Origin of the sequence: Paenibacillus sp. FSL R5-0744 (assembly GCF_037972555.1) — a bacterium.
GTDB lineage: Bacteria > Bacillota > Bacilli > Paenibacillales > Paenibacillaceae > Paenibacillus_AQ.
On sequence record NZ_CP150228.1, the window covers coordinates 326,301 to 340,464 of the forward strand.

Genomic DNA, 14,164 nt, shown 5'->3' on the forward strand with positions numbered 1-14,164 from the left:
CATAATGAAAAAGGAACTCATCTCCATCGTTTGTGGATTTATGCTCATAAGCGCAGTACAATCTAGCATCGTTACCGCAGAGGCAGTACAACCCGTAAGCGGCAACGTTCAAGGGAGTATAAATCAGAATATCTCTTCTAACGCTGTACTCTCTCTTAAACAGCCATGGGGATTGACTGCTGTATCTGGCAGCAATGACCTCATTATCGTACAGTCCGGAAGCAGTACTATCAGCAAGTGGAGTAATGGTAAGCTGCAGACAGTGGCTGGACAAGGTGCAGAAGGACATATCGATGGGAAGAGTGCAAAGGCCTTGTTTAATCATCCGACGTATACCGCTGCTGACAGTAAAGGCATTATCTATATCAGTGATACCGACAATCATGTCATCCGTAAAATTAAGAATGGAGAAGTATATACCTTCGCAGGAACGGGAGCGGCTGGCTATAAAGATGGACAACCCAATACCGCGCAGTTTAACGCGCCGGGTGGATTGGCAATAGACAGTAATGACAATGTATATGTAGCCGATACGCTGAATCATGTGATTCGCAAAGTTACACCGGAAGGTATTGTGACAACTTTTGCAGGTCAGCAGGGTAATATTGGTGCTTATTTAGATGGTTCGGTAGCTTCGGCCAAATTTAATGAGCCCGTGGGTCTTGTGTTCGATGAAACCGGTAATCTCTATGTGGCTGACAGTGGGAATCAGATGATTCGATTGATTAAAGGCAATATGGTTGAGACCTTTGCGGGCAAAGCAACGACAGTTGATCCAGTGACTGGATATATGGCTGGAGGGTTCCACAATGGAGATCGTCTGTCTGCGCTGTTCAATCGTCCTCGTGGACTGGCCTATGCCGATGGAGTCTTGCTGATTGCTGATAGTCTGAACCATAGGGTTCGGGCCATTCAGAAAGATGGAAGAGTCATCACAGTTGCAGGGCAGGGCACCTTGGGAGATCAAGTTGGAGCATTGGATAAAGTGATGTTTAATCAGCCTTCCGGTGTTGCGTTTGCTTCCGGGAAATTGTATGTGACGGATACGCTGAATAACAAGCTGAAGGTATTGAGTCTCGATTTGCAAGCCCTTAAGCCACTGCGTAGCGAGGGTGATCTGCTCGATGCAGTCTCGTTACTACCAGCGGGTAAGGACATGCAAGTATGGTTGGACGGAGTACAGGTGAAATTGAATACTAACAATCTATCACTTGAGCAATCCGGTAAAATTTATTTACCGGTTAGAGCGCTATTTAGCGCATGGGGAGCGGACATTCGTTGGGATTCGGCAAGCAAAGAGACGATGATTAGCAAAGGGGAGTGGACACTTTCCCTAAAGCCAGATGCAAGCCTTAATGTGCAAAACATAAAGGGCACTTTATATGTGGCAGCTGAATATTTGCCGACGGTTTCAGCTTTTATGCAGGTTTATGATGAGGACAGTCACGCAATTGTGCTGGAAAGTGGCCAATAATGGTTCGTTATTATAAAAGTTAAGGCTGTCGAGAAAAATCTCGACAGCCTTTTTTTATGACGACAATCCTTCAACGACTTTATCAATATTCCATTTAATCATCTTAATGTATGTGTCGCCTTCTTCGCCTTTCTTAGCTAAAGAATCGGTGAAAATCTTAGAATGTATCGGTACACCCGTTTCATTGGAGATGGTTTCCATTGTTTTCGGATTAACGCTCGTTTCCAAAAATAAAGCCGGCACTTGATTTTCATCAATGATTTTAATTATATTTTTCATTTGTTCTGGAGTTCCTTGACTATCGGTATTGATTTCCCAAATAAATGCGGATTCAAATCCGTAGGCTTTTGAAAAATATTTAAATGCCCCTTCGCTTGTAACTAAAATGCGTTTCTCCTGCGGGACTTTTTCTACCGATTCTTTTGCATATTGATCCAATTCATTAAGTTTCTTAACATATTCTGATTGGTTATTCAGATAAAATTCTTTGTTGTCCGGATCTTTTTCGATTACATGTTTAGTGATGATATCTACATATTTAATAGCATTCTGAACATCAAGCCAGGCATGAGGATCTTCTTGAGTTTCTTTGCCTTTTTCTGTTAGGTACATTGGAGTTACTTCATCTGAGACGGCAAAAGCGACATCCTTTTTATTAGTGACATCAAGAAGGTCTTGGAACCACCCCTTACCTGTTTCCAGGTTCAATCCGTTATAAAAAACTAAATCTGCACTAGATACTTTACTTGTATCCTTAGGTAATGGATCGTACATATGCGGGTCTGTTCCGATGGGAACCATGCTATAGACCTCAGCTTTTTCCCCTACAATGTTTTCGGTCATATCCGCGATAATGGAGTAGGTTGCAACAATCTTCAACTTGTCATGGTCTGCTTCTCCCTCACTAACGGTTGAACATGCGGTAAATAGCAAGATGAACATTGTCAAAGAGAGCATCTTTATTGTTTTTTTCATCCTTGTTTAACCCCTTTTCTTAGAAAATTATTTTTGGGCGAGATAATAAATGATATAGCAAACAAACTTACCCCTACTAGAACAATGGTGGCACTTGTAGGTAAATTGAATCTGAAGCTAATGATCACACCTATAATTCCAGATACAGCGCCGATGGTGGAAGCCAGGATAATCATATGGATCAGCTTATTTGTCCAAAGATATGATGTAGCTGCTGGAATAACTAGCATTGCAATAACAAGCACAATTCCAACTTGAGATAATGAGGACACAGTAACCACGGATAACAGCATCATCAATAAATAATGATAGAATCCCGTTTTTAAACCAAATGCCTTAGAGACGACAGGATCAAACGAGCTAATTAACAGCTCTTTATACAACAATGAAATGATGGCAATAACAACAAGCATGATAATAAATGATTGCGTTAACTCAGACTGCGGGACGGCCAAAATGTTACCAAATAAAATATGGGTTAGATCAAGCCCGCTCTTGGCGAAAGTGATTAAGACAATTCCTAGAGCGAAAAATGAGCTGAGAATAATTCCGATCGAGGTATCACTTTTGATATTGCTGCGACTTGTTATGAATTGAATGAGGATGGCCGCTAAAAGTCCAAACAATGAAGCTCCCACAAGAATGTTAATCCCTAAAATATAAGATAACGCCACACCTGGTAATACAGCATGAGACAAAGCATCGCCCATTAATGACATTTTTCTGAGTACAATAAAACTTCCTAAAACCCCTGAAACAATGCCAAGAATGATAGCAGACAATCCGGCGTTAAGCGCATAGATCGGAATGTTTAATAATGATGAGAAATAATCAATCATTTTCGGCGCCCCCCATTCCTTTGATTACAAGATTACCTAAGGAAGCCCCGTAAGCATTGAGGATATTGTCGGCTGTAAAGGTGTCTTTCACATCGCCAAAAGCAATAAGCTTTTTATTGAGAATGATTACTTTGTCAAAGTATTCTTCGACTTCATGTAAATCATGATGAACGATCAATATGGTTTTCCCTTCTTCGCGAAGCTGTTTAAGCAGTTTTACAATGATTTTTTCACTGACTAGATCTATGCCGACAAAAGGTTCGTCTAAAAAAAATACATCCGCTTTTTGGGCAAGCGCTCTGGCAATAAAAACTCTTTGTAGTTGTCCTCCGGACAAATTACTAATTTGTTTATTTGCAAGATCACTTATATCTACCATGGCCATACATTCCTCGACGCGTTGCCGCTCTTTTTTTCCGGGGCGCTGGAAGATTCTTAAGTTTGGATAGGTTCCAGTTAGCACTGTATCGTTCACTGTGATTGGAAAAGTAAGGTCAATATCATTTTTTTGCGGTACATATGCGATCTTCCGTTTATACTCAGAAATGTCTTTTCCCTCTACCCTCACCGTTCCGCTTCTTTTCTTGATTACTTCTAACAATGACTTAATGAATGTCGATTTTCCTGCACCATTTGGCCCGATAATTCCGATGGTATACCCAAAGGGAATGTCGATATTTACATTTTCTAGCGCTGAATTACCGAAATAATCCACGTTTAGGTTTCTAATTTCAATCATTAAAAAGCTCCTCGTCTTGAAATTTATTGATTTGTTTCCTATTGGAAACATTTATTTTAATTATCTAATTTGTTTCCCTAGGTAAACATTTATTCTTAGGTACAATATATTTAACAATGGGCAAAATGTCAATGAAAAAGCTTGAACTTATTTGATTTTGAATTAGTACAAGCATGCGATCTGCACCGGTATTGGGGTGATTTTTTTAGAATTAAAAATACATACTTGACAGGTAGGAATAAAGGGTTATATGATATCAGCAATACTTAAACACTAATTAAATGAACAGTGAAATAATTTATCTGAGCCGATTGGACCGCCAAAGGCTCCCGCACTTTTCCCTTGCCTGGGAGTTGTGCTGGGAGTCTTTTTTTTGTTGGCTATGGAGAGAGATGAGGTAAGAATGAGCGATACGTATTGGAGACAGCTGGAGGAGACGGACTGGGTATTCCGCAAGATGGTCCGTAGATTTGTAAAGGAACGGGATAAGGTTGCAGTAGCAGGCATCTCTTTACCCGGCATGCTGATTCTACATAAAATCATTCGCGAGGGTGAACAGCGGCTTGGGGATTTAGCAGATGAACTGGACTTTACGTCAGGTGCGATCACAGCTTTGAGCGATAAGCTTGAGGCAGGCGGATTTACTGTACGCAGACGTAAGGAAGGGGACCGCAGGACGGTGATGCTGGACATCACAGACAAAGGCCGGAAGATGGCAGAGCTTAACAGCAACATTGGGGAACGATGTATTTCGCTTCTGTTTGAGGGGTTCACGGAAGAGGAATTGGTGCAGCAAAGTCACTTTTATCAGCGGATCATTAGTAATCTCGAAGGATTCTCAGACATCTTGCTGAAGCTGGTGAAGGAGAATGCTGAGGCTGAAGCTTCTCCAAACCTTGAACAGAAGCCACGAGCAGTCACAAAGAAAAGTAATTATCTTAGCTATTAAAATAAATTAAATGTAGGAGAGATGAACGATGGGACATTCAACCATATTTCCAACTGGAGCAACCGTATTTAATCCGAGCAAAGCGTGGAGTGGCTATACCGTATTTCAAGCGGGTGAAGAAGGTGTTGTACTGATTGATATGAACGGTAAAGAAGTGCATCTGTGGAAGGGACTGCTCGGGTTTCCGGCTAAAATCTTCCCTGGTGGTTATGTGCTAGGCAGTACAGGAAGGAGAGATCCCAAATTTGGCATTCAGGATAATGTAGATCTGGTGCAGGTCGATTGGGACGGTAACATCGTATGGAAGTATAACAGCTATGAACATATAGAAGATCCGGGTTATGAACCGCTCTGGTATGCCCGCCAGCATCATGACTATCAGCGCGAAGGCAATCCGGTGGGTTATTTTGCACCAGGGCTAGAGCCTAAGGTAGATGGTGGCAAAACCCTAATCCTCGCTCACAAAAATATTTACAACCACCAAATCTCCGACAAGCAGCTGCTGGATGACACGATTATCGAAGTGGATTGGGAAGGGAATATCGTTTGGGAGTGGGCCCCAAATGAACATTTTGCAGAGCTAGGTTTTGATGAAGCGGCGAAAAACGTCTTATTCCGTGATCCTAACTCACGCTCCTTCGGGAATCTGGGGGGCGGTGTCGGTGACTGGTTGCATATCAATTCAGCTTCGTATGTAGGACCTAATAAGTTTTACGATGCAGGCGATGAGCGTTTCCATCCAGATAACGTGATCTGGGATGCAAGGGAAGCGAATATTATCGCAATTACAGATAAGCGTACCGGGGCCATCGTGTGGAGAATTGGTCCAGACTACTCACTGCCAGAATTGAAGCATATCGATTGGATCATTGGCCAGCATCATGCGCACATCATTCCGAAGGGCTTGCCGGGAGAAGGAAACCTACTCGTATTTGATAACGGAGGTTGGGGCGGTTATGGTCTTCCCAATCCATCTTCACCCTTTGGGCAAAAAAATGCACTTCGCGACTACTCTCGAATTCTAGAGATTAATCCAGTGACACTCGAAATTGAATGGCAGTATACCGCGGCAGAAGCAGGCTTCTCCGTTCCGACGGATTCCTACAAATTCTACAGTCCTTATATCAGCTCAGCCCAGCGGCTTCCGAATGGCAACACCTTAATAACGGAAGGATCTAACGGTAGACTTTTCGAGGTTACGCCAGAGCATGAACTGGTCTGGGAATATATCTCACCGTATAACGATTCCAGAAATACAAACATGGTTTACCGTTCCTATCGTGTGCCTTATGCGTGGGTACCACAGCTGGAGAAGCCGGAAGAACAAGCGATTGAGCCGATAGATGTCACGCAGTTCAGAGTACCAGGAGCTGCACCTAAGGGATCGGATTCGGTAGTGAACGTGGCAACAACCCTGCCGTTTGTTGAGGGGGCTGCTTGTGTGGCGACGACTGATGAAGGTAGTAGCCGCAAAGCCAACTAATACATTTGAGGGGGATGTCGTTGTGAAAAAGTCATGGATCAGCTCAAGCTTTCTGCTCTTATCCTTATCCGTTGTTATCCTATTATCAGGTTGCAGCTCCAAAGGTGATGCGTCGTCCTCTAAAGATGGAGCATTGAACGGCAAAAAAGAGACATTGAAGATTAAAATCGCTGACATCAATACGAATCCAACCTTTCGTGTGGCATTAGATAAAGGTATCTTCGCCAAACACGGGATAGACGCCGAACTAGTCAACTTTGGTTCCCCGGCAGAAGGTGTAAATGCACTCTTCATTAAACAGGTAGATGTTGCTTTCGGGGCCGATTTTCCATTGTTGAACGCAGTGTCGAAAGGAGATTACGCTATCATCGCCTCTGCGGGTCTGGCGACAGATGAAGCTTCTACAGAATGGAAGCTGTTCGTACAGGATGATATCAAGACAGCTGAGGAATTGAAAAGCAAGAAGCTGAGCTTTATTCGTGGAACCTTCATTCCGTACCTTTGGGATGAATATTTAAAAGAGCATAACATCGCGCTCAGTGATGTGGAATTGATAGGGCAGGGAGCCTTTGACGAATCTTATATCGCTTTGAAGCAAGGGGCTGTGGATGGTGCATGGTTCTATGGTTCAGTTCTTAATGATAAGCTGGGTGCCCTTGCAGGCGTACATGAGCTGACGGATATGTCCAAAACAACCGTGCGGTTAGGGATGGGCATTGTAGCAGGGAATGATTTTGTAACGAAAAATCCAGAGGGGATCGCGAACTTTCTCGCAGCAGTGGATGAAGCAGGGGGCTATGCCCAGGCTCATCCAGATGAGGTTGCTGATTTGATGTACGAGGAAGTGAAGCAGCCTAAGGAATCGACGATTAAAGATCTTCCGAACAATCCATGGGCGCTCGGATTCACACAGGCGGCTTATGACAGTCTGACGAAGCAGAAGAAATATATGGTCGACAATGGAATCATTGAGAAGGATTTCGATCTGGATAGCAAGCTGAATCTTGAACCGCTAACCAAAGCTTTGCCGGAAGAAGTCACGTATAAGAAATAGGAGGGTTCAGCATGTCATTACCTGCTAAGCAGCACACCATTCATATTGAGCAGCTTCGCAAGAGCTACAGTGAGTCAGCCGCTGGAGATGTTCATTATATTATTAAAGATGTGGATCTCGTAATCAAAGGCGGAGAGTTCTTCGTTCTACTCGGTCCAAGTGGCTGCGGAAAGTCGACGCTGCTGAATATGATCGCCGGATTTGTTTCCAAATCTGGCGGTAACCTTCGGGTGGATAACGAAGAGGTGAATAAGCCTGGCAGAGATCGGGCAGTTGTATTTCAGCAAGCGGATTCCTCTTTATTCCCTTGGCTAACGGTTCGAGAGAATGTGGAGTTTGGACTGCGAATGAAGAAAATCGCAAAGGCTGAACGGCGCACGATATCGGATAGGTTCATCGGACTTGTAGGACTGAACGGGCATGAGGAGAAGTTCCCGAAGGAGTTATCGGGAGGCATGAAGCAGCGTGTTCAGCTGGCACGGGTGCTTGCCAATGATCCAGCGATCCTGCTGATGGATGAACCCTTTGGTGCGCTTGATGCGATGACCCGGAGGACGATGCAGAAAGAACTGGTCAACATCTGGCAACAGACGCATAAGACGGTAATTTTTGTAACCCATGATATTCAGGAAGCCTTGCTGTTGGGGGAACGGATCGGCATTATGTCTGTAGGCCCTTCCTCTAACATCACGGACATTTATGACAATACGCTGCCTTATCCACGGGACATAGCCTCAGCGGAATTTTACTCGCTATACAACCAGATTCAGAGCCATTTCAAAGAATAGGATAGGGTGGGACAGATGATGGAATGGGTGGAAAAGAAATGGGTTTCTGTATCCATACTATGGATTGCCGCACTCTGCGTCTGGCAGCTTGGGGCAGTGATCTACGGTCCTGATGTGATCCCTGGACCGTGGAGTACGCTTAAGGGTGGTCGGGAACTTCTGGAAGACGGAACTTTGATGCAATATATCGGGATTAGCTTTTACAGGGTGCTAATTGGCTGGGTACTCGGCAGTTTAATGGCGATTCCCGTAGGTCTGGTTATTGGAAAGGTGAATGTGATTCGTATCTTTGCAGAGCCTTTTCTGAACTTTATTCGTTTTATCCCGCCGATTGCATTCATTACATTGTTTCTAGTGTGGTTTGGCATTGGGGAGCAGTCGAAGATTGCGTTGATTATGTACGCTACCTTTTTTATTGTGGTGCTGAATACCTTGACCGGTGTGATGTCCGTAGAGGAGGATAAAATCCGCTCAGCCCGTAGTATGGGCGCCAGTGAGTGGCAAATTCTGATTCATGTGATCGTCCCGGCGACGATACCGTATATTTTTACAGGCATCCGGTTAGCGATGGGAACCTCGTATATGGCGATTATCGGTGCGGAAATGATTGCTTCGAACGAAGGTGTAGGTTATCTGATTTGGAATTCCAGATTGTTTTTCCGGACAGATTGGATCTTTGTAGGGTTATTCTGTCTTGGCTTTATGGGCTTTTTCACGGATCGGTTATTTGGCTGGTTCGGCAAGAAAGTGCTCTATAGATACGGCGTGGTAAGTGTGGCGGCGCGTAGAAGGTAGTATAGCTTTAAGCATAAACACGAGAACCGCCTGAGTGGATCAGGTGGTTTTTTGGTATGTTTACTTTTTATTTACAAATATTCCTATCCTCCTTAATGCCGCGAAAATAGTACACGCCTATACTGCAATTGGGTGCCTAACAGTTGGAGCATAGAGAAGCCCGCAAATAAGAAATAGGAGTGAAGGGGAAATCATGAAAAAAGGGATCAAAAATCAATTATCGATGGGTCTAATGTTATCCTTGCTCGTCCTGTTGCTTGCTGCTTGTGGAAATTCGGCTAAGGCTGACGAATCAACGAATGGAAATGCTGGCACCAAAGAATTAAGTCTGACCGAGATCGAGAGTAAAGCTAAAGAAGAGGGCAGTGTTATCAGCGTGGGAATGCCGGATTCCTGGGCGAACTGGAAGGATACATGGAGTGATATGAGTAGTAAGTATGGTCTTACACATTCAGATACGGATATGTCGAGCGCGGAGGAAATTGCCAAGTTTGATGCGGAAAAAGATAAACCAACGGCTGACATCGGAGATGTAGGTATCGCTTTTGGATCGGTTGCCGTGGATAAAGGAGTAACACAACCTTATAAAACGACCTACTGGGATGAGATCCCTAATTGGGCTAAGGATAAGGACGGGAATTGGATTGTCGGCTATCAAGGGACGATTTCGTTTCTGACAAACACCAAGCTCGTGGCTAATCCACCGAAGAGCTGGGAAGATCTGAAGAACGGAAATTACAAAATCATCGTAGGTGATGTAACCAAAGCTGCTCAAGCGCAGATGGCTGTATTGGCCGCAGCGATTGCTTTTGGTGGCGATGAGTCGAACATTGAACCGGGGATTGCTTTTTTCGAAGATTTAGCTAAAAAAGGACGTCTCTCCAATGCAGAAGCTTCTCTTGCCAACATTGAAAAAGGGGAAGTAGAAGTTACCCTGCTGTGGGATTTCAACGCTTTGAACTATAGAGATCAGATCAACAAAGATGGCTTCGCGGTAGCCATTCCGAAGGAAGGCAGTGTGGTGAGCGGTTATGCAACGATCATCAACAAATATGCGCCGCATCCTAACGCTGCGAAGCTGACACGTCAATACATCCTTAGTGATGAAGGACAGATTAATCTTGCCAAAGGGTACGCTCGTCCGATCCGTGACAGTGTAACACTGCCGGATGATGTTGCGGCTAAGCTGCTGCCAAAAGAGGAGTATGTTAACGCTAAGCCTGTTGGCGATTACAAGGTATGGGAAGAAACAGCGAAGACCATTCCACAGTTATGGCAGGAACGTGTGCTTGTGCATTTGAACTAGAATTGTTCTTCCCCCAAAAAAAGAAACAGGGCGCCTTCGTTACGATGCCGTAAGGTGCCCTTGTTCTATTCCCGCGACAAGGAGTGAGGAAGTTGAAACAGAAAAGCCGCGGTGTGATCCTGGCACTCATTCCGTTTGCACTGATGGTGTTGGCATTTCAGCTGGTGCCTGTATTGTCCATGCTGACGGGAAGTTTCCAAAAGGCAGATGGAACTGGACTTACGCTAGGCAATTACCTGCATGCACTGCAAAGTGCCTATTACATGCAGGCAATCAAGAACAGCTTGCTGATCTCTTTAACCTCAAGTCTGATAGGGATCATTGTCGGACTTTTTTGTGCATATTGTATTACTCGGTTCACTCCGAGGGTAAGAGACAGACTCTTAATGCTGTCGAATATGACCTCTAACTTCGCAGGAGTTCCGCTGGCTTTTGCGTATATTATTTTGCTTGGTAACAATGGAGTGTTTACGCTCTTATTCAAACAATGGGGCTGGAGTGTTTTTACCGATTTTGATTTATATAGCTGGTCTGGTCTGATTCTGGTGTATGTATATTTTCAGGTTCCATTAGCCTTACTGCTCTTGTATCCATCCTTTTACGGAATTCGTGAGCAGTGGAGAGAGGCGGCGTCCTTGCTGGGAGCAGGACCGTGGCAGTTCTGGAAGACGATTGGGCTGCCAATTCTAACTCCGGCGATCTTCGGCACACTGGGAATACTGTTTGCCAATGCGATGGGTGCTTATGCAACGGCATATGCTTTGGTTGGCGGGAATTATAATCTGCTGGCGGTACGTATCGGTTCACTGGTTGCTGGAGATGTGGTTACTCAGCCAGAAATGGGGAGTACGCTTGCTGTTCTGCTGGGTCTGACTACGATTTTGGCCGTCTATTTGAATCATCTGATGGTTCGGCGAACGGAGAGATTTGGAGCTAAAGCTCTCAGTAAACCGGATGTGAAAACCAAATCTTCTCGGCGCTTGTGGACGGCAGCTAGTGAGGAGGTGGGGCAATGAATATACGTAAAGCAGGCTTCGCTCCGCGCACTTTCATGCTAATGCTCATGGTGTATTTATTACTTCCACTGTTAGCAACCGGTATTTATGCCTTCGCGCAGGACTGGCAAAATACCTTATTGCCTCAAGCTTGGACACTGAATTGGTTTGGAGAAATGTTTAAGGACATTCGTTTTTTGGAGGCGCTTTGGACCTCGCTGTATTTATGCCTGATTAGCGTGGTGCTGAGTCTGGCCGTGATGCTGCCAGCTGTTTTTGTCATCACCATTTATTTTCCGCGCTGGGAGAGCTTTATGAAAGTGATTGTTGTTCTGCCTTATGCGGTGCCTGGTGTAGTGGCTGCGGTGGGACTTATTCGTACCTATTCCTCTGGCCTCTTTGATATCGCTGGAACAGCTTATTTATTGGTGGGGGCTTATTTTGTGGTCATTCTTCCCTATATGTATCAGGGCATTCGCAATAGTCTGTTGACCGTTAACGCCGTAGAACTGCTGCATGCCGCAGAATTGCTTGGAGCCCGCCGCAGAACGGCTTTTATGAATGTGATTTTGCCAAATATCTGGCCTGGCGTTATCGTCTCTACCTTATTATCATTTTCCGTTCTGTTCGGTGAATTTGTCCTTACAAACATGCTAGTTGGCGGGCATATTCAGACGATTCAGGTGTATCTATATCAAAGAATGGGTGAAAGCGGACATTTAGCCAGTGCGATTGCCATCTCGTATTTTCTGTTTATTCTAGTCCTTTCGATGGTACTAATGAAGCTTGGCAAAAAGATGGGAGGAGGCGTTAAGGGATGAACGATTATCTGAAGCTGCAGGGAATACTCAAAATGTTTGGTGAGACCTGTGTGCTAGACAATATAGATTTGGAGATTCGTGAAGGGGAGCTTGTGACGCTGCTAGGACCTTCCGGTTGCGGGAAAAGTACGTTACTTCGCTGCATAGCTGGCCTTTCGGAGCTGGATGGCGGCAGAATCCTTCTAGAGAATAAAGATCTGGCAAATCTGCCGCCCCGTAAACGCGAGGTGGGAATGGTGTTCCAGTCTTATGCTCTATTCCCTAATCTGACGGTGAGCCAAAATATTGAGTATGGAATGAAGATGCGTGGTTTGTCCAAAGCCGCCCGACGTAGCCGCTGCGAGGAACTGCTGGTTTTAGTCGATCTAGAGGAGAAGCGGGATGTCTACCCGCAGTCACTCTCCGGTGGACAGCAGCAGCGGGTAGCGCTGGCCCGTTCTCTAGCCGTGCAGCCCAAAGTATTACTGCTGGATGAGCCCCTGAGTGCACTTGATGCCAAGATTCGTAAGAATCTACGTGCCGAAATTCGTGATATTCAGAAGCGCTTTAACATGACGACCTTATTCGTTACGCATGATCAGGAAGAAGCGCTGATTCTATCCGACCGCATCTGCATTATGAACGGTGGGCGCATCGTCCAAGATGGAACACCGGAAGGACTGTACACCGCGCCGCGCACAGAGTTCGTTGCTCGGTTCATGGGCAGTTATAACGTATTGACTCGGCCAGAGGTGATGGCGCTGTTCCACGGAATAGATAGTGGGATGGACAGCTTTGCTATTCGCCCCGAAGCCGTAACGTTACTGCATGATGGGGCGGGTCAGCAGGAGGCTGCAGCCGGAGCACAACTGGTGAATGGAGTGATTAAATCGGTGTCTGTGCTAGGCAATATTATTCGATGTACGGTTGAGGCTGAAGGAATCCGCTTAACGGTTGATCTTTTAAATGATGGACGCTGGCTGCGGGTTGGAGAAGGGGACAAAGTCACATTGGCGCTGAACCCTTCCGAGCTTTTACATTTAGAGCGAGAAGGAGCGTGAGTAGAATGACGGAAATGACCAATAAACTCATTGTGGTTGTCTTGGACGGACTTAGATATGATGCTGCTCGCAAATACATGGGCTATCTGGAGCATCTTGTGGAGCAAGGATCCTTATCTTGTTATCGAGTACAGTCGGAATTACCCAGTCTGTCGCGCCCGCTTTATGAAGTACTTTTGACGGGTACACCCGTGTCCAAAAATGGAATTACGGCTAACCATATTGTGAGACCTAGCCATGAAGAAAGTGTATTTCATTTGGTAGTAGCCGCTAATTTGCGTACAGCTGCTGTCGCCTATCATTGGGTCAGTGAGCTTTATAATTCTGCACCCTTTGATCCACTGGCTGATCGCCATCAGCATAATGTGATGAAGCCAATTCAACATGGAAGCTTTTATTTCGAGGATCACTATCCTGACAGCCATGTATTTGCCGATGCCGTGTATTTACGAAGTGCCTATGATCCGCATTTTTTATACATTCACTCCATGAATATAGATGACGCCGGGCATCATTATGGGGGGGAGAGTAAGGAATATGAGCTTTCCGTGCGTAACGCCGATGGACTGCTAGCCACTGTTTTGCCTATTTGGATGGAGCAGGGGTATAAGATTCTGATTACGGCAGATCATGGAATGAACGCAAATGGGTACCATGGAGGGGTCACCTCTTCCGAGCGGGATGTGCCGTTATATACGTTTGGAGTAGATGCATTGCCTCTGGCAAAAGAAGATCAAGCAATCCCCCAATTAAGGCTGGCTCCGTTAATGTGCCACTGCTTAGGGCTTGCTCCCTCAGCTGCAATGAGCAAGGAAGGCTTGCCCCCTTTTGTGCAAAAGCAACCACTTCATGAGGTGAATGAACCTGTGATTTTAGGATGAAAATAAAATAGTAAAGCACGATAAA

Annotated in this window: 14 protein-coding genes; 11 read left to right on the plus strand and 3 right to left on the minus strand. The window is 45.1% G+C overall.

The features are described 5' to 3' along the window. Positions 1–4: 4 nt before the first annotated feature. The gene (locus MKY19_RS01470) at positions 5–1,474 is read left to right on the plus strand and encodes a stalk domain-containing protein (protein ID WP_339799822.1); all 1,470 of its coding nucleotides are present in this window, start codon (positions 5–7) and stop codon (positions 1,472–1,474) included. Between the two features lie 54 nt (positions 1,475–1,528). On the opposite strand, the gene MKY19_RS01475 is transcribed toward MKY19_RS01470, so the two are convergent. From MKY19_RS01475 to MKY19_RS01485, 3 genes are read right to left on the minus strand one after another with little or no spacing between them, the layout of a single operon-like run. Then, on the minus strand, positions 1,529–2,449 hold the full coding sequence (locus tag MKY19_RS01475; protein ID WP_339799824.1) for a metal ABC transporter substrate-binding protein: 921 nt from the start codon (positions 2,447–2,449) through the stop codon (positions 1,529–1,531). Beyond that, the gene (locus tag MKY19_RS01480) at positions 2,446–3,288 is read right to left on the minus strand and encodes a metal ABC transporter permease (protein WP_339799826.1); all 843 of its coding nucleotides are present in this window, start codon (positions 3,286–3,288) and stop codon (positions 2,446–2,448) included. Before MKY19_RS01480 ends, MKY19_RS01475 begins: the two co-directional genes overlap by 4 nt. Then, positions 3,281–4,027, minus strand: coding sequence for a metal ABC transporter ATP-binding protein (locus MKY19_RS01485; protein ID WP_042184202.1), 747 nt, complete (start codon positions 4,025–4,027; stop codon positions 3,281–3,283). Before MKY19_RS01485 ends, MKY19_RS01480 begins: the two co-directional genes overlap by 8 nt. 382 nt (positions 4,028–4,409) lie before the next feature. Between MKY19_RS01485 and MKY19_RS01490 the strand changes: the two genes are divergently transcribed. From MKY19_RS01490 to MKY19_RS01535, 10 genes are all read left to right on the plus strand, one after another. After that, positions 4,410–4,976 carry a MarR family transcriptional regulator gene (locus MKY19_RS01490; protein WP_231573460.1) on the plus strand — a complete coding sequence of 189 codons (567 nt, stop codon included), beginning with the start codon at positions 4,410–4,412 and terminating at the stop codon, positions 4,974–4,976. Between the two features lie 28 nt (positions 4,977–5,004). Further along, the gene (locus MKY19_RS01495; RefSeq protein ID WP_339244383.1) at positions 5,005–6,459 is read left to right on the plus strand and encodes an aryl-sulfate sulfotransferase; all 1,455 of its coding nucleotides are present in this window, start codon (positions 5,005–5,007) and stop codon (positions 6,457–6,459) included. A gap of 22 nt (positions 6,460–6,481) precedes the next feature. Beyond that, entirely contained in the window at positions 6,482–7,513 is a 1,032-nt protein-coding gene (locus MKY19_RS01500) for an ABC transporter substrate-binding protein (RefSeq protein ID WP_339799828.1), read from the plus strand. A gap of 11 nt (positions 7,514–7,524) precedes the next feature. Continuing rightward, entirely contained in the window at positions 7,525–8,301 is a 777-nt protein-coding gene (locus MKY19_RS01505; protein WP_339799830.1) for an ABC transporter ATP-binding protein, read from the plus strand. Between the two features lie 15 nt (positions 8,302–8,316). Beyond that, the gene (locus MKY19_RS01510) at positions 8,317–9,096 is read left to right on the plus strand and encodes an ABC transporter permease (protein ID WP_339799832.1); all 780 of its coding nucleotides are present in this window, start codon (positions 8,317–8,319) and stop codon (positions 9,094–9,096) included. A gap of 193 nt (positions 9,097–9,289) precedes the next feature. Further along, positions 9,290–10,402, plus strand: a complete 1,113-nt coding sequence (locus tag MKY19_RS01515) for an extracellular solute-binding protein (protein ID WP_076285102.1) — start codon at positions 9,290–9,292, stop codon at positions 10,400–10,402. 92 nt (positions 10,403–10,494) lie between these two features. Further along, positions 10,495–11,418 carry an ABC transporter permease subunit gene (locus MKY19_RS01520; protein ID WP_042184211.1) on the plus strand — a complete coding sequence of 308 codons (924 nt, stop codon included), beginning with the start codon at positions 10,495–10,497 and terminating at the stop codon, positions 11,416–11,418. Next, a complete protein-coding gene (locus tag MKY19_RS01525; RefSeq protein ID WP_042184213.1) occupies positions 11,415–12,218 on the plus strand; it encodes an ABC transporter permease subunit in 804 nt (267 codons plus the stop codon). Before MKY19_RS01520 ends, MKY19_RS01525 begins: the two co-directional genes overlap by 4 nt. Then, positions 12,215–13,258, plus strand: a complete 1,044-nt coding sequence (locus tag MKY19_RS01530) for an ABC transporter ATP-binding protein (RefSeq protein WP_042184215.1) — start codon at positions 12,215–12,217, stop codon at positions 13,256–13,258. Before MKY19_RS01525 ends, MKY19_RS01530 begins: the two co-directional genes overlap by 4 nt. 5 nt (positions 13,259–13,263) lie before the next feature. Beyond that, positions 13,264–14,139 (plus strand): alkaline phosphatase family protein, encoded by an 876-nt coding sequence (locus MKY19_RS01535; RefSeq protein WP_339799836.1) that lies wholly within the window; start codon positions 13,264–13,266, stop codon positions 14,137–14,139. Positions 14,140–14,164 lie beyond the last annotated feature (25 nt).

Coding starts and splice junctions, on each gene's coding strand:
- MKY19_RS01470 (WP_339799822.1), top strand. CDS start 5: ATGAAAAAGGAACTCATCTCCATCGTTTGTGGATTTATGCTCATAAGC.
- MKY19_RS01475 (WP_339799824.1), bottom strand. CDS start 2,449: ATGAAAAAAACAATAAAGATGCTCTCTTTGACAATGTTCATCTTGCTA.
- MKY19_RS01480 (WP_339799826.1), bottom strand. CDS start 3,288: ATGATTGATTATTTCTCATCATTATTAAACATTCCGATCTATGCGCTT.
- MKY19_RS01485 (WP_042184202.1), bottom strand. CDS start 4,027: ATGATTGAAATTAGAAACCTAAACGTGGATTATTTCGGTAATTCAGCG.
- MKY19_RS01490 (WP_231573460.1), top strand. CDS start 4,410: ATGGAGAGAGATGAGGTAAGAATGAGCGATACGTATTGGAGACAGCTG.
- MKY19_RS01495 (WP_339244383.1), top strand. CDS start 5,005: ATGGGACATTCAACCATATTTCCAACTGGAGCAACCGTATTTAATCCG.
- MKY19_RS01505 (WP_339799830.1), top strand. CDS start 7,525: ATGTCATTACCTGCTAAGCAGCACACCATTCATATTGAGCAGCTTCGC.
- MKY19_RS01510 (WP_339799832.1), top strand. CDS start 8,317: ATGATGGAATGGGTGGAAAAGAAATGGGTTTCTGTATCCATACTATGG.
- MKY19_RS01515 (WP_076285102.1), top strand. CDS start 9,290: ATGAAAAAAGGGATCAAAAATCAATTATCGATGGGTCTAATGTTATCC.
- MKY19_RS01525 (WP_042184213.1), top strand. CDS start 11,415: ATGAATATACGTAAAGCAGGCTTCGCTCCGCGCACTTTCATGCTAATG.
- MKY19_RS01530 (WP_042184215.1), top strand. CDS start 12,215: ATGAACGATTATCTGAAGCTGCAGGGAATACTCAAAATGTTTGGTGAG.
- MKY19_RS01535 (WP_339799836.1), top strand. CDS start 13,264: ATGACGGAAATGACCAATAAACTCATTGTGGTTGTCTTGGACGGACTT.